General features: G+C 46.9%; 21 protein-coding genes and 3 tRNA genes. 6 read left to right on the top strand and 18 right to left on the bottom strand.

Going from position 1 to position 17,231, the window contains the following annotated elements:
- Nucleotides 1-35 precede the first annotated feature (35 nt).
- From EXG77_RS01535 to EXG77_RS01500, 9 genes are all read right to left on the bottom strand, one after another.
- Nucleotides 36-503 (bottom strand): hypothetical protein, encoded by a 468-nt coding sequence (locus EXG77_RS01535; RefSeq protein WP_023469598.1) that lies wholly within the window; start codon nt 501-503, stop codon nt 36-38.
- A complete protein-coding gene (locus EXG77_RS01530) occupies nt 470-979 on the bottom strand; it encodes a hypothetical protein (protein WP_023469599.1) in 510 nt (169 codons plus the stop codon). The genes EXG77_RS01535 and EXG77_RS01530 overlap by 34 nt, the downstream gene beginning before the upstream one ends.
- Before the next feature lie 13 nt (nt 980-992).
- The gene (locus EXG77_RS01525) at nt 993-1,445 is read right to left on the bottom strand and encodes a hypothetical protein (protein WP_035395724.1); all 453 of its coding nucleotides are present in this window, start codon (nt 1,443-1,445) and stop codon (nt 993-995) included.
- 118 nt (nt 1,446-1,563) lie between these two features.
- On the bottom strand, nt 1,564-1,722 hold the full coding sequence (locus EXG77_RS16390; protein ID WP_014971497.1) for a hypothetical protein: 159 nt from the start codon (nt 1,720-1,722) through the stop codon (nt 1,564-1,566).
- A 127-nt stretch (nt 1,723-1,849) separates the two neighbouring features.
- The gene (locus EXG77_RS01520) at nt 1,850-5,596 is read right to left on the bottom strand and encodes a S8 family serine peptidase (RefSeq protein ID WP_035395723.1); all 3,747 of its coding nucleotides are present in this window, start codon (nt 5,594-5,596) and stop codon (nt 1,850-1,852) included.
- A 220-nt stretch (nt 5,597-5,816) separates the two neighbouring features.
- Nucleotides 5,817-5,892: transfer RNA gene (locus tag EXG77_RS01515), tRNA-Ala, on the bottom strand.
- A gap of 104 nt (nt 5,893-5,996) precedes the next feature.
- Entirely contained in the window at nt 5,997-6,776 is a 780-nt protein-coding gene (tatC, locus tag EXG77_RS01510) for a twin-arginine translocase subunit TatC (RefSeq protein ID WP_023469602.1), read from the bottom strand.
- Between the two features lie 7 nt (nt 6,777-6,783).
- Complete coding sequence (locus EXG77_RS01505; protein WP_023469603.1) at nt 6,784-6,984, bottom strand: twin-arginine translocase TatA/TatE family subunit; 201 nt, start codon at nt 6,982-6,984, stop codon at nt 6,784-6,786.
- Nucleotides 6,984-7,643 carry a redox-sensing transcriptional repressor Rex gene (locus tag EXG77_RS01500; RefSeq protein ID WP_023469604.1) on the bottom strand — a complete coding sequence of 220 codons (660 nt, stop codon included), beginning with the start codon at nt 7,641-7,643 and terminating at the stop codon, nt 6,984-6,986. Before EXG77_RS01500 ends, EXG77_RS01505 begins: the two co-directional genes overlap by 1 nt.
- Before the next feature lie 167 nt (nt 7,644-7,810).
- Here EXG77_RS01500 and EXG77_RS01495 point away from each other — a divergent pair, with 167 nt between their 5' ends.
- On the top strand, nt 7,811-9,712 hold the full coding sequence (locus tag EXG77_RS01495; RefSeq protein ID WP_035395941.1) for an ABC-F family ATP-binding cassette domain-containing protein: 1,902 nt from the start codon (nt 7,811-7,813) through the stop codon (nt 9,710-9,712).
- On the top strand, nt 9,694-10,134 hold the full coding sequence (locus EXG77_RS01490; protein WP_145981719.1) for a hypothetical protein: 441 nt from the start codon (nt 9,694-9,696) through the stop codon (nt 10,132-10,134). The genes EXG77_RS01495 and EXG77_RS01490 overlap by 19 nt, the downstream gene beginning before the upstream one ends.
- 119 nt (nt 10,135-10,253) lie before the next feature.
- On the opposite strand, the gene EXG77_RS01485 is transcribed toward EXG77_RS01490, so the two are convergent.
- Together EXG77_RS01485 and EXG77_RS01480 are read right to left on the bottom strand one after the other, a co-directional pair.
- Complete coding sequence (locus EXG77_RS01485; RefSeq protein WP_023469607.1) at nt 10,254-10,847, bottom strand: flavin reductase family protein; 594 nt, start codon at nt 10,845-10,847, stop codon at nt 10,254-10,256.
- A gap of 19 nt (nt 10,848-10,866) precedes the next feature.
- The gene (locus EXG77_RS01480) at nt 10,867-11,265 is read right to left on the bottom strand and encodes a DoxX family protein (RefSeq protein ID WP_023469608.1); all 399 of its coding nucleotides are present in this window, start codon (nt 11,263-11,265) and stop codon (nt 10,867-10,869) included.
- A 183-nt stretch (nt 11,266-11,448) separates the two neighbouring features.
- Between EXG77_RS01480 and EXG77_RS01475 the strand changes: the two genes are divergently transcribed.
- The 3 genes from EXG77_RS01475 (at nt 11,449) to EXG77_RS01465 (ending at nt 13,058) form a co-directional block, all read left to right on the top strand.
- A complete protein-coding gene (locus EXG77_RS01475) occupies nt 11,449-11,769 on the top strand; it encodes a helix-turn-helix domain-containing protein (protein ID WP_023469609.1) in 321 nt (106 codons plus the stop codon).
- Nucleotides 11,770-11,874: 105 nt separating this feature from the next.
- Nucleotides 11,875-12,330 (top strand): flavodoxin, encoded by a 456-nt coding sequence (locus tag EXG77_RS01470; protein ID WP_035395721.1) that lies wholly within the window; start codon nt 11,875-11,877, stop codon nt 12,328-12,330.
- 68 nt (nt 12,331-12,398) lie between these two features.
- Nucleotides 12,399-13,058, top strand: a complete 660-nt coding sequence (locus EXG77_RS01465) for a haloacid dehalogenase type II (protein WP_023469611.1) — start codon at nt 12,399-12,401, stop codon at nt 13,056-13,058.
- A gap of 47 nt (nt 13,059-13,105) precedes the next feature.
- On the opposite strand, the gene EXG77_RS01460 is transcribed toward EXG77_RS01465, so the two are convergent.
- From EXG77_RS01460 to EXG77_RS01430, 7 genes are all read right to left on the bottom strand, one after another.
- Nucleotides 13,106-13,675 carry a hypothetical protein gene (locus tag EXG77_RS01460; protein WP_035395720.1) on the bottom strand — a complete coding sequence of 190 codons (570 nt, stop codon included), beginning with the start codon at nt 13,673-13,675 and terminating at the stop codon, nt 13,106-13,108.
- 28 nt (nt 13,676-13,703) lie between these two features.
- Complete coding sequence (gene tsaD / locus EXG77_RS01455; RefSeq protein ID WP_035395718.1) at nt 13,704-14,711, bottom strand: tRNA (adenosine(37)-N6)-threonylcarbamoyltransferase complex transferase subunit TsaD; 1,008 nt, start codon at nt 14,709-14,711, stop codon at nt 13,704-13,706.
- Nucleotides 14,708-15,163: a ribosomal protein S18-alanine N-acetyltransferase gene (rimI, locus tag EXG77_RS01450; RefSeq protein ID WP_071908837.1), complete on the bottom strand. Its 456-nt coding sequence runs from the start codon at nt 15,161-15,163 to the stop codon at nt 14,708-14,710. The genes tsaD and rimI overlap by 4 nt, the downstream gene beginning before the upstream one ends.
- On the bottom strand, nt 15,156-15,809 hold the full coding sequence (gene tsaB / locus EXG77_RS01445) for a tRNA (adenosine(37)-N6)-threonylcarbamoyltransferase complex dimerization subunit type 1 TsaB (protein ID WP_035395716.1): 654 nt from the start codon (nt 15,807-15,809) through the stop codon (nt 15,156-15,158). Before tsaB ends, rimI begins: the two co-directional genes overlap by 8 nt.
- The gene (tsaE, locus tag EXG77_RS01440; RefSeq protein WP_023469616.1) at nt 15,806-16,255 is read right to left on the bottom strand and encodes a tRNA (adenosine(37)-N6)-threonylcarbamoyltransferase complex ATPase subunit type 1 TsaE; all 450 of its coding nucleotides are present in this window, start codon (nt 16,253-16,255) and stop codon (nt 15,806-15,808) included. The genes tsaB and tsaE overlap by 4 nt, the downstream gene beginning before the upstream one ends.
- 118 nt (nt 16,256-16,373) lie before the next feature.
- Nucleotides 16,374-16,450, bottom strand: a tRNA-Met gene (locus EXG77_RS01435).
- Nucleotides 16,451-16,484: 34 nt separating this feature from the next.
- Nucleotides 16,485-16,561 (bottom strand) — tRNA-Met (locus EXG77_RS01430).
- A 129-nt stretch (nt 16,562-16,690) separates the two neighbouring features.
- Here EXG77_RS01430 and EXG77_RS01425 point away from each other — a divergent pair.
- On the top strand, nt 16,691-17,155 hold the full coding sequence (locus EXG77_RS01425; RefSeq protein WP_023469617.1) for an NUDIX hydrolase: 465 nt from the start codon (nt 16,691-16,693) through the stop codon (nt 17,153-17,155).
- The last annotated feature ends 76 nt before the right edge of the window (nt 17,156-17,231 follow it).

Below are 17,231 nucleotides of genomic sequence, written 5' to 3'. Positions count from 1 at the left end.
AGCGTCTTTCACTGATTGATACGGATTTTTTTGCTTTACCGTTTCCACCACGCACGTTCAATTTCTCCCATCGAGACGTACGCAGGATCGATTTGTTTAGCCAATCGATTCATTCGAGTGACACCAAGACCGACTCCGCCGCTCCAGACAAGTAAGAGAACGAATAAATAACCGGGAGCATTTGGAATCGAAAGCATGACGAAAGCGATTAGCCACGCCACGACATATCCTATGATCGTCAGGTGAGCAACCTTCTGAACAGTCTGTTGATAGATACCTTGCGTTAAATAGGACTTCATGAGTCGTAGCCGGACGATTTCTCGAGCGACTCCAATTCCACAAAGACAGAAAAACAAGGTTTGTCCAAAGACGGATTCAACCGCTGGTAAAAACCAAGCAAGTATGGCGACAATCAATCCAGGAATCGAAAAGAAATAGGTGACGACATGCACTGGACGTTTCATTACATTCAGACGTGCTTGTCGCTCGAATAGGTGTTCCATTTCGATGTTCCTTTCTGTTTGACGAAGCGGGCTACTTCTCTGTCACTGATATAATCCGGGTCACGCGCTCCGTCACGTCGGATGATCCATTCGCTGATGAAGTAGAGCGGTGTTAAAATCGCAAAAATGGCCACCAGCATCTTCCAGAACGGTTCCTCGATCGTCTGGATGATGACGATCGTCAAGACAGCGTACAGCAGGACGTGACTACCGACACGTAGTAAAAATTGCCGACGGACTTGTGCTTTTGAGATATATCCGTCTAAAATTTTTTGTTTTTTTAATTGATATCGAAAATCGGAGGCGAGAAAAACGGCTGGAATCGCCAAAATCAACATCGGGAGATCCGTCCATTCAATTAAGATACCGACTGTTATGAATAGAAACATGTTCCAATACCAGCGTGTGCCGAGCCACTCGACGTCTCGGTACGCGAGCGCAAGTTTTTGTAGACGTTCTTCACGAGCTGTTTGCATGACATCGTCTCCTTTAGCGCGCTTTGTGAATTTCTTTTTCCGTGATATATGTTGGATCAATCTTTCGTGAGATGAACTCTAACGTCTTTCGACAGAGCCAGTAGAACGGAATGACGACGATGACGAGACCGATCAAGAAGTACGTGTTCGGTCGATCGACCGCCCAAACGATCAGACCAGCGAGTGCTCCGTACTGTAAGATGCCGATCAGCACATGTACCTGATAGAGCCGTCTTGCTGAATCCTTTGATGTGTATTCCGCGACAAGCGCGAACCGCTTCCGTTGTACGAACATGTCGTAGCCAAAATACAATAACGGGACGATCATCGCGTAGATTGGTTTCTCGAGTGTGTTACTGAGCGCTAAGAATGCCGCAAGCATGACCCACATGCCGGTCTTCGTCTTCTGATGCATCTCTTCGTACAGCGCCGCTAAGGCATCTGTTTGTGTATGTACGTGTTCCATGATCATCCACCTTTCTATACTGTCATATACTTACATTTTACTCGATCGGTTTCATCTGTGGTACGAATTTCAAAAAAAAGATGTCCTACCGCTTAGGGTAAGACATCTTCCATGAAGACTACGCACTGACCTGGATGATCAGATAGATGACGCTATAGGCAACGATTGCGAGCGGTATCATCGCGACACCGATCAGCCAGCCGTTTTTGTCACGGATACCGAGATATAAGACGAGACACCCTACGATGAAGGCGATTAAGGTCGTGAACGGATTCATGGTTGTTCCCCCTCTGACTTGTTTCTGTTCTTAAAATTCCCCCTCTTCTCGTCTCATAAACCCTTCAAGGCGCTTCGGCACGCAAGAAAAGCCAGACGGATTTCCGCCTGACTTTATCTGTAGTTACTTATTTTTTCGTGATGACGACTGTTTTTGTAACAACGTGTCCACCAAGATCCTTCAGTTTCAAGTTGTACGTGTTTTTCCCCTTCTTGAGCGTCACTTTTTTCGTGATTGTCTTTTTGAAGGCTCTCATTTGGTATGGTTCCTTGAAGGTATGACGGTATATCGCATTATCATTCATATCAAATCGAATCTCATCATAATTATCTTGAAGAACGATTTTAAGAGATGCTGTCTTTGTTTTTGCTGATACTGTTTTTGGTGCTGTCACTTTTAAAGTCGGCAATGTCGAATCTAGAATGACCTGGCGACTAAATACTAAGCGATTTCCTTTTCCATCATAAGCTTCGACTTTAAACGATTTGACGCCATCTTTCGTATAGGTCACATCATGACTGAACACGTACTGCTGTTTTGCTGCATCAAAACGAAGCTGGACGGCTTTTCCGTTAATTTTGAATGATTTAATCCCTGACTCATCGGATACATGACCCGCGATAGTAACCACTTTAGATGTCGACAGACCGAGTGCGACCGGTGTATCGATTTGGACGGTTGGTACCGCCTTGTCGATGCCTGTCGTGTTCACCGATTTCGTCACTGTATTTCCTGCATAATCCTTAACAACGAAATCAATCTTCGCCGATTTCGAGAGACCTTTTAATTCATATGCTTTTTCTGTCGGCGCAAGCGGCTGTTTGAGGACACTTGTTCCATCAACGAGAATGTCATACGACGCTACACCTGTTCCCTGATCGCCTGCTGTCCAAGAAAGTGTTTCTTTTGCAGTATCCCATTGAACAGTTGCTGCTGGTTTTTTCGTATCAATATAGACAGGGAAGAGATTCGACTGCCACTTCGCATTCGGATAATCGATGACTGATTTCACTTGGTAATAGTAAAGACCGTCTTTGACTGGTTTTCCATTGACTGTTCCATCCCAAGCCGCACTTGTGACGGGTGTGAACCCATCTTCAGAACCGCTATCATAATAGTTCTTCACAACGTCTGTTTGTAGATCTAATTTACGGAGTGTTGCTTTATTCCGGTCAAGAATCGAATACTCGACTTTTCGTGCATTACGAAGGAACGAGAGGACTGGGAACGCCTCGTCAACGCTACCATCGTTGTTAGGTGAGAACGCAACCTTGTTTTCAACGACTTTTCCCGCCGTGTTCGTGCCGAGGAACTCGAAATCATCTTTTACTTCTGTCGCTAATCCAGTTAATCCGTAGAATGTCTTCTCTTCGTCATAACGCGGTGCATCGACGATCGGTGCCTGATCCCACTTTCCTTTGAATCCGACGTACGGCACTGTCAATTCCGGATTTTTACTCTTCGTATCGATTAAACGAACGAAACCTTCAACGAAGTAGCCATTTTCAAAGACTTGCTCAAGTGGAAGACCGTTTGCCCAATCGACTGTATCTTTCAAATCGACCGATACACTTACTTTCGTTGAGCTCTTAGGATTGATGGAGACAGAACTTGCTTTTTTCGAACCGATCGCGAATGAGATTGGGAACGTTCCTTTATTCGGATCGACCGCATCCACTGAGTTTTTCTTATAAATATTGTTGGCTTCCAGGAAGTTCGTTCCTTCTGCACCGAGATCCGATTGTACCGTTCCGGCTAATTGATACGTCACTTTTTCGCTACTATAGTTTTTCAAATCGAGCGTGAATGTGAATTTCTCGCCGACCTCTTTGAGTGCAGCCTTTCCTTCACCCGATTTCGTTTCCGTAACGACGACTGGTGTTTTCATCGCAGCACGTAGATCCATTAAACCAGCACCTTCACGACGTGGTGAATAGAAGCTACCAGTTTTCGCTTCAGCATTATACTGCCCTTTATCAAGCTGTGGACGTGACGTATTCATGAGAATATTCTTCGCGAGTTTAACGCGTGTCGCACCATCGACTTTGAAATCCTTCGCGATTCGTTGCATGACGAGTGCCGTTCCTCCGGCGACGTGTGGTGCTGCCATCGATGTTCCACTCATGACGCCATATTCGTTATCATTGAGCGTCGAGTAGATTTTTCCACCCGGTGCCGTGATTTCAGGTTTGAAATCAAGATTTGGTGTGACACCCCATGACGTGAAATCAGACATCTCGCCCGCTACTGGGTTATCTGCTGAGACCGCTTTTCCATCGAACGTGACAGCAATTGCTTTTCCTGCTTTCGCTTTTTCTTCAAGATCATTCCCATCCGCGATGCTGAGCGTCACCATCGGAATCGTCGGATTGTTAAGTGCCATGCTGACATAATCCCCATGATCGACTCGTCCACGAACGATGACACCGGCTGCTCCTTGTTTCTCAGCTTCTGCTTGAATCATACCGTAATTGAAACTGCCGTTACGCACAACAAAAACAACTTTTCCTTTGACATCTTTTCCTTGATAGTTCGATGCTTGACCATCGCCGACATAAATGACGTCTTGCTTCTCCTTGTTGAATACCTTAATCGGATTCGGCGAGTCCTGTTTTTGGTACGCCAAATACCCAGCATCTTGTCCGTCAATCGTCAGTGCCATACCTTCAAGCGTTAATTTCGTATTCTCTAGCGATGCGACTTGTAGCGCTTGGCTGATCAACCCTGGAGATCCTACAACACCGATGTCAGGATTCGCTGTATACGGATTGCCTGCACCATGTCCTGTGAATGCCGAGTTTCCAGCAGAGATCGCACATAAGATCCCGTTGTTCATCGCGTTGACGATTGCCCGTTGCTCTGGATCATCTGCGTTGACGAATGATGCTGTCGAACCGAGACTCATGTTGATGACATCCGCTCCGAGGGCGATCGCATCATCAATCGCTTTGATGTAGATATCACTGAATGTCGATGGCATGCCTGGATCATTTCCGAATACTTTCATCGCGAGGAGTTGTGTTTCCGGTGCGACCCCTTTGATACCACCGTTCGCTTCGTCTCCATTAGCACCGACCGTACCCGCTACGTGCATTCCGTGCATCGATGCACCTGCACCTAAATCACGGATTTCGCTATCGTGATCAGCGTAGTTATAGCCGTATGGGACTTTTTCCGTGAAATACTTCCCTTTTAGTCCTTTTGATTCTTTGGCGCTTTCAACCTTTGAAGAAGTCAAATCAATCTTCGTCTCTGGGCTCAACACCATATCTTTATGCGACGGATCAATCCCCGTATCGATAACCGCTACAATTGTCCCTTCCCCTTTGAAGCCGTAGTCCTGCCATGTTTCTTTTGCATTAACCATATCTTTGCTATATAACATATCTGGTTTTGCACCTTTATCGGCTTTCGGTCGCGCGTATTCATGGGCGATATGTACGCTCTTGACTCCGTCGAGTTGTTTGATGTCTTCGATGTCGCCGAACTTGACTTCACCACTGAATCCGTTAATGACGGTCGTGAAGCTTTCCTTATATGTAACGGGAATCGATTTTTTAGCGATCGCTGACTTGACTGATTTTTGGACACTTACGAGGCGATCCTTAATCGACTCTTTTTCGGCATTGCTCAATGTGCTATACCGCTTGTTTTGTGCCTGCGCAATTTGAATCGCCGGCTTCTGCTCCATCTCGATGACGACACGGACCTTGTCAGACTGCTTATACACCTTCTCCTGTCCTGTTTTCTTAAGTGAGAGGGCGTGCGGCTTTTGACCGCTTGCCTTATCTTGCGAGGACAGTGCTCCTTGAGCACTGACCAAGTTGGAAGATGTCATCAAGACAGCTGCCAAGAGTGCGATTTCCTTCTTCATACTTCTTTTCCCCTTTTCTAAAAAACTATAATGATGTTACCAACAAAACAGTTAAACGAAAATTCTGTATATTTAGTTTAATGAAATAGATGGAAATAAACAATTCAGTTCTGTCTGTTTTATATAATTATTTGTTTTTATTGACACTTTATATTGCATTTCCATATTTTGAAAACAACAAAAAACTCTTGAATGCTCAAGAGTTTGAAGTGTACGAATATGGTGGAGACTATCGGGATCGAACCGACGACCTTTTGGCTGCCAGCCAAACGCTCTCCCAGCTGAGCTAAGCCCCCATGAATTAACTTTAGTATACGCATCGCTAACTGCTTTATCAATATAAAAATAACGCTTTCATAAAAAAGAATCCCTTCCAAAATTATCGGAAGGAATTCACGATTCATTTATTCAATTCACGCATCAAATCCGCCTGTCGTTCAAGCTCTGCCTGTTGCTCGAGGATCAAGACCTTTTTGTACGTCCGCGCAGAAATCAAGATGCTGATTTCATAGAGAACGAACAATGGGACCGAGATCATCAAGTGTGACGTCACGTCCGGCGGTGCGATCAATGCCGCAACGACGAACAGCGCAAAGTACGCATATTTCCGATTCTTTCGCATGAAAATTGGCGTCACGAGACCAAGACGTGTCAGAAACATCGTCACGACCGGCAATTGGAAAAGAAGACCGAACGGAATCGTTAATCGGATTAAGAAACTGAAGTAGTTCTCAACTCCGATGACTTGTTCGATTCCGAGTTCCTTCCCTAGTTCAGTCGAAACTTTTAATAAGAAAGGTAACAACCAAAAGTATGAGAAGGCTACACCAGCCAAAAATAGAAAGAAGATGACCGGAATATACGTCAATGTCGCTTTTTGCTCCTTATCATACAGACCAGGGCGGACGAATGCCCAGAGTTGATACATCCAGAACGGCGATGCCAGCACGATTGCGATGATGAACGCAAGATTCAAATACAACATTAAAGGATCTGCGACGTTGAAGGCATTCAAACCGATACCGAGCTCTTTTAAGTCCGCTTGCAAGAAGCGAACGAGCGGTCGGACGAGCGGAAATGCAACAGCGAACAGGACGACGACGATGATAAGCGACCAGACGATCCGTTTACGCAGTTCGTCCAGATGCGACGTCACGCTTTGTTCTTGATCAATCGCCATGATTCAATCACTTCTCTTTCGGTTCATCCTTTTTATCGTCGTCCATGATACCGTTCGTTGCGCTCTTGAACTCTTTCAATGTCTGACCCGCAGCACGACCAAGTTCAGGTAACTTCTTCGGTCCGAAGATGATTAATGCGACGACACCGATTAGTGCTAAGCTACCTGGTCCGATGAATGCTATAGTTGACGGGATAAGGTTTTCCATTATGATTTCACTCCTTCAGCTGATTGCGAATAATGCTTCATGAAATAAACTAACGACTGCAACTCGATCGATAAATCGATGTGATGGACCCGGACGCTCGCTGGCACGTTCAACCGCGCGGGCGTAAAGTTCAGGATGCCAGTCACACCATACTCGACTAACTCATCCGCTACTGACTGCGCGAACTGGGATGGAACCGTCAAGATGGCAACATCGACCTGATTCGCTTCGATTTGTTCTTTCATGTCCGAAACATGATAGATTGGAACGTCATGCGTCGTTGTTCCGACCTTCTCTTCGTCCGCATCAAACGCAACGACTATCCGAGTACTATTATTCTTTAAAAAGTTATAATTTGCAAACGCTGTTCCGAGATGACCGACCCCGATTAAGGCAACATTCGTCACCTCATCTTGATTCAAGGTTTTGCGGAAAAACGTTAAGAGATGTTGAACGTTATATCCATACCCCTTCTTCCCTAATGCCCCAAAGTAGGAAAAATCGCGACGAATCGTTGCTGAATCAACCTTCACCGCCTCGCTTAACTCAGCAGAAGAGACGCGGAGCTTGCCTGAATTGTATAAACTTTGGATGAAGCGATAATATAGCGGCAACCGTTTTGCTGTCGCTTGTGGAATTTTTGTGTCTGGTCCATTCATCCTGCAGTTCCCCCTTCGGCCACATCCATCGTGGCACCCAAATCTTTGCAAAAAGCTTTCTACTCTCCTTGATTGTAAACCACTTCACATAGAGTCACAAATAATATATTCCGCAGGACCTCGCGCTTTTGTTCGTGATAGACTAAAGGGTGGAAGGATGGATGGAAATGATACTCTTACAAGTCAACCAACTCTCGAAATCATTCGGCGTTGAGCCGATTTTAGAAAATATCAAATTGGAAGTACAAGAGCACGACCGGATTGCGCTCGTCGGACGAAATGGTGCCGGTAAATCGACCTTGCTCAAAATCATTGCTGGCGAACTCAGTCATGACTCGGGTGACATCATGAAAGGTAAAGATGTCAAAATCGGTTATCTCGCGCAGGACAGTGGTCTTGAATCGAACGAGACGATCTGGAACGAGATGCTGACCGTCTTTGAACATTTGCAGGAACAAGAACGAACACTACGCCGGATGGAAATCGAAATGGGCATGGAGCATATCTTGAACGATCCGGTCGCGTACGATCGTCTCCTAAAGACGTACGATCAAGCGCAATACGACTTCTCAGAAGCGGGTGGTTATCAGTTCGAAGCGAATATCCGCTCCGTCCTGCACGGCATGCGCTTTTATCCGGACGATTATTCGCGTCGGATCCAAACGTTATCCGGTGGTCAACGGACACGTCTCGCCTTAGCGAAGATGCTCCTGCAAGCACCAGAGCTCCTCATTCTCGATGAGCCGACCAACCACCTCGATATCGATACGCTTGCTTGGCTCGAAAGTTACCTCGGCGGTTATCGTGGTGCCGTTCTGATCGTCTCGCACGACCGGTACTTCCTTGACCAAGTCGTCAATGTCGTCTATGAGCTGTCACGCAATGTCTGCCGTAAGTTCACCGGTAACTACACGAAGTACTTGGAACAAAAAGCGGCATTGTACGATCAAGAAATGAAACAGTTCGAACAGCAACAAGAAGAAATCACGAAGATGCAGGACTTCATTCAACGGAACATCGCCCGAGCGACGACGACCAAACGTGCCCAAAGTGTCCGGAAGCGGCTCGAGAAGGTCGATCGGCTCGACCGACCAGATGGGGATGAGCGTAGCACGGTCCTGTCCTTCCCGATTGAAAAACAGAGCGGGAATGACGTTCTTCAAGTCAATCAACTGGCAATCGGTTACGAAGAAGCTGTCTCAAAAGACATCACGTTCCGCTTGCAACGCGGTGAATCGCTGGCACTCGTCGGACCGAATGGAATCGGAAAGTCGACGCTTCTAAAAGTCCTCGTCGGTCGCTTACGCCCCCTCTTCGGTGATTTCCGTTTCGGAACTGGCGTCTCGATCGGATATTACGATCAAGAGCAGGCAGAACTCAATGACCGGAACCGCGTCATCGATGAGATTTGGAACGAATGGCCACTGATGCGTGAACAAGAAGTCCGGTCTGTCCTCGGGCAATTCTTGTTTAGCGGTGACGATGTCTTCAAGATCGTCCATGAGTTATCTGGTGGCGAACGCGGACGTCTCGCACTTGCAAAACTGAAACTCCGGAAAACGAACGTCCTCGTCCTCGATGAGCCGACGAACCACTTGGATCTGGATTCGAAGATGGTCCTTGAAAATGCGCTCGTCGACTACGAAGGAACGCTGTTATTCGTCTCTCACGACCGTTACTTCATCGACCGAATCGCGACCCGCGTCATCGAGATGAGTGAAGCCGGCGTGACGGAATACCTCGGTGATTATTCGTACTACACGGAGAAGAAGGCGGAGCAAGAAGAAATCGCTCGTCTTGAAGCCGAGGAAGCAAAAGCAGCAAAAGTCACGGCATCGAAGACGATCGATAAAGAAGCGCAGAAGGAAGAGCGCAAGCGCCGTCAGCAAATCGAACAACTCGAACAAGACATTGAGCGGCTCGAACAGCGTTCAGCGGAGATCGAACAGTTGCTTTGCGAACCGGAAGTCTTCAATGACATTCCGAAAGCAACGGCACTTTCGGCAGAACGTGATCAGATTGATGTCGATTTGCTCGAATTAATGGAACGATGGGAGAACCAACACTGATGCGGACGAAGAGCTTTTTCATCAATCTCATCTTAGGATTACTATCCGGTGTTCTCTATTTCGTACCGTTATATGCCGATTATGTATCCGTCTTTATTCGTCCAGATGCCTTCAATGCTGCACTTCCTTTGTTCCTCTTGATTTCCTGCATGATCGGTCTCGTCATCCAGACATTGAGTGGGCTCTTCATCAGTTTACTCTCGGGATTATGCTGTACGCTCCTGACGATACAGCTATTCGTCGAACTCAATGATCCGTTGATCTTATCGTATTACGGTAGTGTCTCTCCAATCAGCGCTTTCTTGATCAGCTGCGTCGGAATATGGGCACTCGCAATCGTCTTTTATTTGCTCGATGGCTATCAGTACAGTAAACGTCATGGTCTTGAAGCCTCTTCAAACGAAATCGATCCGCAGCCTTGATGAATCAGATGAACGACATGAAAAAAGGAGTGGAGATTCCGGTAGTTAGACCGGTCTCTCCACTCCTTTTTGTTTGAATCAAAACGAATCATACGATGAGTCAGGCATTCACACTTCGATCATTTCGTCGGTCGGGCAATCGTAAACGTCTTCCCGATCGTCGCATAATCATTCCCTGCTAAACGAGCGACAGCCTTCAAGCCTGCCGCGTCAATTCGGAACGACTCGACGAGTTCATCTGCAACGTGATAGCGCAGTACTTCCCCGATTAGAAGATCGGCACCTTCTAGCTCGACGTGTTGCGTCAAGCGCATCTCGAAGCGAATTTTCGCTTCCGCGATTCCGGGTACTTCGATTGCGTCACTATCGACGAGTGTTAAATCCGTCCGCTTAAGCTCACTTTCACCGTAAGCAAGTGGTGCAGCTGTCTCATTGACTGCGTCGACGATCTCTTCGCTGACGATATGGATGACATAACTTTGTTTCGCTAGGATGTTACGTGCCGTATCCTTCTGCCCCTGATCCGTCCGTTGTACGGCGATCACCAGTTGCGGCGGACTGCTTGAAGCGACCGTAAAGAAGGAAAACGGTGCGGCGTTGACCGTCCCGTCTTCTCCTTGCGTTGTCACGAAAGCAATCGGACGCGGAATGATGCTTCCGATCAGTAATTTATAATTGTCTTTTGCGCTAAGCGTTGATGCCTCAAACTTCATGAATGACCCACCTTTTTCTTCACCCGATGAGTGCAGCGAGTGAGTAGTCTCCAGCACCGATCATTGCTACACCAAGCGCGATGACGATCAATGCCATGTTGTATTCGTACCCGTTCTGCGTCACCCAGTAACCATTCGCACCGTGTACTTTAACGATCGCGACAAGCATCGATCCGATGATGAGGAGTGCTGCGATCCAGAGGAATACGCCTCCTGCAAACAACAAGCCGCCGATCAATTCAGCAAGACCTGCTGTAATCGCGAGTGCCTTCCCTGGCTTCATGCCGATTGATTCGAACCAACCGCCTGTTCCAGCGATTCCGTGTCCGCCGAACCAACCAAATAATTTTTGTGTCCCGTGTGCAGCGAACGTTAAGCCGATGATTAAACGAATGATTAAAAGTCCTGTATCCATCATTGCTCTCTTCTCCTTTTACCTAATGTATTTTAGTTACTTTAAGTAACTCAATAAACAGACTATATCTTATCACTTACTAAAAGTAAATAGATTTGTTTTAGTTCTTTTTGTTACATTAAGTAAAATGATTCGATTTTTTTAGCAGAAGCGGGTATACTACAACTATAGAAAGGATGAGTGCTGATGGAAGAAGTCGCAATCCAACCGGCTCTTTGTCCCAAAGTCGAACATGCCTTTGAAATCTTAGGTAAGAAATGGACGGGTCTGATCTTACGTCACTTGTTGACGAAGACATGTCGTTTCAATGAGATTCAAGATGCCATTCCCGAATTATCAGGTCGTATGCTCACGGAACGTATGAAGGAGCTCGAAGCGGAAGGCATCGTCATCCGGACTGTCATTCCCGATCGTCCGATTAAGATTCAATACAGTTTGACCGACAAAGGGCGCCAACTCGAACCGGTCATTCGTTCCATTGAGGAATGGGCCGAACTACAAGACTAATGTATAGAAAAGCATCTTCTTCGGAAGGTGCTTTTTTATATGTCCTTTGACATTGATAATCATTATCAATTAAAGTAGAGAAGTACAGTGAAAGGAGGAAGATGCATGCATATCGCGATTGGATTCGTCAGCATGTCCGGTAATACGGAAGATATCGTCTCGCTCATTCAACATGAATTCGAGCAACACGGTGTCAACGTGACGATCACGGAACTAGATCAATTCGTCGGGGAGGACTTATCACGTTTTGATGGTCTATTACTCGGCTCATATACATGGGGAGACGGTGATTTACCGTATGAAGCAGAAGACTTCGTTGAGGAGCTAAGGGAACAATCCTTAGACGGGATACCGGCGGCTGCTTTTGGTTCGGGGGATCTTGATTATCCGAAGTACTGCGCAGCCGTTGATTTGATTGAAGACGCATTAAAAGAAGCTGGGGCGACCCTCGTCACGGATGGCTTGAAGATTGAGTTTGATCCGAATACCCTGGAGAAACAAGCCGCTTGTCGTGCATTCGCGCAAACGTTTCATCGCTTTTTACAACAGGTTCATTCTTGAGTGTCGTTTGAATCCGTACTGTAAGGGAATCGTTAAAGCAGACTCTATGAAAGTGAGATGAATGTTTTATGACGATTCAAGCACTCGTCTTTGACGTCTACGGTACATTATTCGATGTCCATTCCGTCAAAGAACAAGCCGAAGCGCTTTATCCGGATCACGGAGAAGCGATCAGCAAACGCTGGCGGGAGAAACAACTGGAGTACTCTTTCCTCCGACAATTGAACGGACAGTATGTGCCGTTCAGCCAAGTGACACAAGATGCTCTCCGCTATACGTTACTCGAACTGAAGCTCCATGTGACCGAGGAACAAATCACGACCTTAATGGAGACGTACCTGACGCTTGATGTATATCCTGAAGTCAGCTCCGTTCTCGAGACGATGGCGGACAAGCGTCTGGTCGTCTTCTCGAATGGTTCCCATGATATGCTCGATCCGCTCATTGAGCAGTCAGGCTTAGCCGATCGGTTCGAACATCTCGTCAGTGTCGATGATATCAAACAGTATAAGCCAGCACCTGCATCCTATATGCATGCCTTAAACACGCTCGGTCTAAAACGCGAGGAGATCCTCTTCATGTCCTCGAACGGTTGGGACATCACCGGGGCGAAGAGTTTCGGCTTCAAAACGGCATGGATCAATCGAAATGGACTTCCGGTCGAGGAATTGAATCTCGATCCCGATCGTATCTATGATGACTTGACGGGTATCACTGAATGGCAATGAACGAACAACAGCGGACTCCTATTTAGGAATCCGCTGTTTTCATGGATTTAGTAATTAGACAAACGTGAGTAACCCTTCTTAAATAGATCGAGTTTCAGACCGCCTTCTTTTTCGATGAAGAAGAGGTATTCGTTTTGATCCGTATCCTTATAGAAGACCTTAAATAACGTCAACGTCCGTTTTTTATTGTTCTCGACAGCCGTCACCTCATGCTTTGAGATGACCTCGGCTTGGACTTGTTCTGCATCCATCTTTTGAATCATTGGTTCGAATGACTTCTTTTCTTGATCCGTCACCGGTGTTCCGGAAGCAATAATGAAATAATCATCACCCGCCTTGTTCGTTAAACCATACTTCCGATCGACGATGACGACGTTACTGAGCTTACCATTGATTGTCTGATCAAAAGCATATAACTTTTGAATCCGGGTCTTTTCCCCTTCTGCTCGTCCGATTTCGTAAAGTGGACGTTGTTTCGTATTCGTCTCGACCGCTTTTTTATCGGGTACGAGTTCTTCCTTATAGGCGACTTGGTATGCGTTGACGATTTCTCGGACCTGAAGTCCGATCGCGACGATGACCAGTACCGCTAACAATGCGATGATGACTTTTTTCATTCCATTTCCCCCAAGTTGTTCGGATTCCTTACTTTAAATCTAGCCCAGGTTCTGCGTTCATGGCAAGTGTCGAATAGCGTAACGCGCGATATGGATGAATTGCAGCCGCTCCGATCATCGCTGCATTGTCTCCACACAGGTGCATCGGTGGAATGACGAGATCGATTCCTTCCTTCGCACACGCCGCTTCGAGACCTTGGCGTAATCCTTTGTTAGCAGCGACGCCACCAGCAAGTAGCAATTGACGTCCCCCTTTATCCTTCACGGCACGAACCGCCTTTGTCACGAGTACCTCGACGACGCTCGCTTGGAAACTTGCAGCTAAATCTTCCGGAATGATCGTTTCTCCCCGTTGTTCGGCGTTATGCACGGCATTGATGACCGCTGACTTCAAACCGCTGAAGCTAAAGTCGTACGAGTCCTTCTCAAGCCAGACGCGTGGAAAATGGAACGTATCCTGACCAGTCTGTGCCAATTGATCGATCCGTGGACCACCCGGATACGGTAACTGCAACGTTCGAGCAACTTTATCATATGCTTCCCCTGCGGCATCATCCCGTGTTTCACCAATGACTTCATATACACCGTCTTCCGGCATGTAGATCAGTTCCGTGTGCCCACCTGATGCAATCAAACAGACGAGCGGGAACTCAAGCTCTTGCACGAGACGATTCGCATAGATATGACCTGCGATATGATGAACACCAATTAATGGTTTATTGTGCGCAAAGGCGAGTGCCTTCGCTGCGCTGACACCAACGAGTAGTGCTCCAACGAGTCCAGGTCCTTCCGTGACGGCGATCGCATCGATATCGTCGATCGTGACGTTTGCTTCCGTCAAAGCATCATCGATGACGTATGTGATCCGTTCAACGTGATGCCGTGAAGCCACTTCAGGCACGACGCCACCAAAACGTTTATGACTTTCGATTTGAGACGAGACGACGTTCGATAAGACGTCAGTTCCTCCACGGACGACGGCAGCCGCCGTTTCGTCACAACTCGATTCGATTGCTAGAATCAATGGTTGTGTCATAGGTCTTCTCCCTCCAGTTCCAGCCAGTAGATGGCAGCATCTTCATTGTTATCTTGATAATATCGTTTTCGGACACCGACATACTGGAATCCGAGTTTTTCATATAAAGTCCGCGCTGGTGTGTTCGAGACACGTACTTCAAGCGTCATCGCCCGCAAACCAAGCGCACGACCGACGGCGATCAATGCCGTTAGCAAGTCTTCCCCGAGCCCTTGTCCGCGATGCGACTGCTTGACGGCAATATTCGTAATATGTCCTTCATCCGCAATATGCCACAGACCAGCAAACCCAACGATACCATCTTGATCGGCAACGACATAATAGGCATTCGGATTTTGTGTCATTTCCGCTTCGAAGGCATCTAGCGTCCACGGTGTCGCAAATGATTCGAGTTCGACCGCATGAACACCTGCAGCATCCTGTACGGTCATGCGACGAATGCCCTTACTCATGACGCTGTGCCTCGATCCATTTCGCTTCTGCTTCAGCCAGTCGCAGGTAACGTGGCTCAAACGCATGCGCTTCGACCGTCTGACGCGTTGCACCGAGTAAAGCGAGTACGCCGGCACGTGGCGTCCGGAAAGCAGGAGCCACCTTTTCGAAGGGCTGAAGAATCTCTTCGAACGCCTCGACGTCTCCTGTGACGAGCGTATCTGGCGTTAACGTCTTTACAAAGGACGCAATCTCGACATGCTGTTCTTCACCAATTCGTTTCCCGGCGTCGTACACTCCGACAAACCCTGCTCCACGCCGCGCATCTTGAATCGCCGCAACGCGTCCTGTATGACCAGTCGAAGCTGCCATCAGTTCAAGTGTCGAGATAGCAACGAGCTCGATACCGAGTGTATAGGCAAGCGTCTTCGCTGTCGTCGCTCCAATCCGTAATCCCGTATAAGAACCAGGACCGTCAGCAACGACAATGCGTGTCAGTTGAGCCGGCGACCATTTTGCTTCCACCATCAAGCGCTCAAGCAACGGCATGAGTTTCGTCGCATGATTCAAAGACGTGACGTAAGAAGCTTCTGCTACAATCTGTTTCCCGTCTGAAAGAGCGACTGATAATTGTTTCGTCGATGTATCAATGGCTACGATTTTCATGATTTCAATCCCTCACATAATGTAATGTATCGTTCTCCGATCGGCGTCAGCTCAAAACGTCGACTATCATCACCTGTTCGCGTAATCGTGATTGCCAACCGTTCAGGTGGAAGACTGTCCGCAATTAACTCAGACCACTCGACGACGGCGACGCCTTCACCATTCAAATATTCTTCAAGTCCGATATCATCACCGGAACCTTCCAGGCGATAAACATCCATATGATAAAGAGGAAGACGTCCCGTATAGACTTTCATGATTGTAAAGGTAGGGCTGTTGACGTGACGCGTCACACCTAATCCTTTCGCAAAGCTTTGCGTAAAAGTCGTTTTCCCAGCACCTAAATCCCCATCGAGCGTAATGACCATCCCTGCTTCAGCACGTCGTCCGAGTTCAAGAGCCAAGGCAGTCGTTTCTTCCAAGCTGTTCATTTCCAGTTCTATCATACGATGTCTCCTCCTTAATACGTACTGTTCGTCCTTCTCTATTGTACCGGACGAAAAAGGCAAAAAAAAATACGAAACGCTGAACGTTTCGTAGTAAAGTTGAAGTTAAGTTTAAAATTGGTTGCGGGGGCCGGATTTGAACCGACGACCTTTGGGTTATGAGCCCAACGAGCTACCAGACTGCTCCACCCCGCGACGATAAACGTTTCGGATTTAATTATTTAAAAATTGGTTGCGGGGGCCGGATTTGAACCGACGACCTTTGGGTTATGAGCCCAACGAGCTACCAGACTGCTCCACCCCGCGATGATATAACGTTTCGACAGATATTAATATAACATGTGTCTTTTAAATTGGCAAGTCTTTTTGCCTTATTTCTTTTTACTAACTGTCATAATGAATATTCTTCTATACTGATACGAAAGGAGTGAGCAGATGGGATACTTATTAGATTTACGAAAAATCGTAGGCAACCGACCGTTGATCAGCGTGGGTGCGACCGTACTCGTCATAAATCCACAACATGAACTGCTATTTCAATATCGTTCGGATACCCACAGTTGGGGACTTCCCGGTGGTTCGATGGAACCAGGTGAGACACTTGAAGAAGTCGCGATGCGTGAATTACAGGAAGAAACCGGACTTCAAGCACGCAGTGTTCAGCTGCTAGACGTCTTCTCGGGTCCTGATTACTTCTTCCGTTATCCAAATGGCGATCAAACCTATAGTGTGATTCATCTCTTTCAAGCAAAAGGAATATCAGGTACATTACAAATGACAGATGGAGAAAGTCTAGATCTTCGTTATTTTCCACTCGATCAACTACCAGAACTACTTGAAGCAAGAGCCGCTGCGCTGTTAAAACACGTCATCCCTCGTCTTATCGAAACAACATCTTGAATTTAATATAGATGTCGTATTTTAAAACTGGCTGTCATTCGGTCAGTTTTTCCTTTTCCACAACAAAAAACCGACC

Origin of the sequence: Exiguobacterium sp. OS-77 (assembly GCF_000414195.2) — a bacterium.
Classification (GTDB): domain Bacteria; phylum Bacillota; class Bacilli; order Exiguobacteriales; family Exiguobacteriaceae; genus Exiguobacterium_A; species Exiguobacterium_A indicum.
Note: the sequence above shows the minus strand (reverse complement) of the source record. Positions and strands in the feature narration are given on the sequence as shown.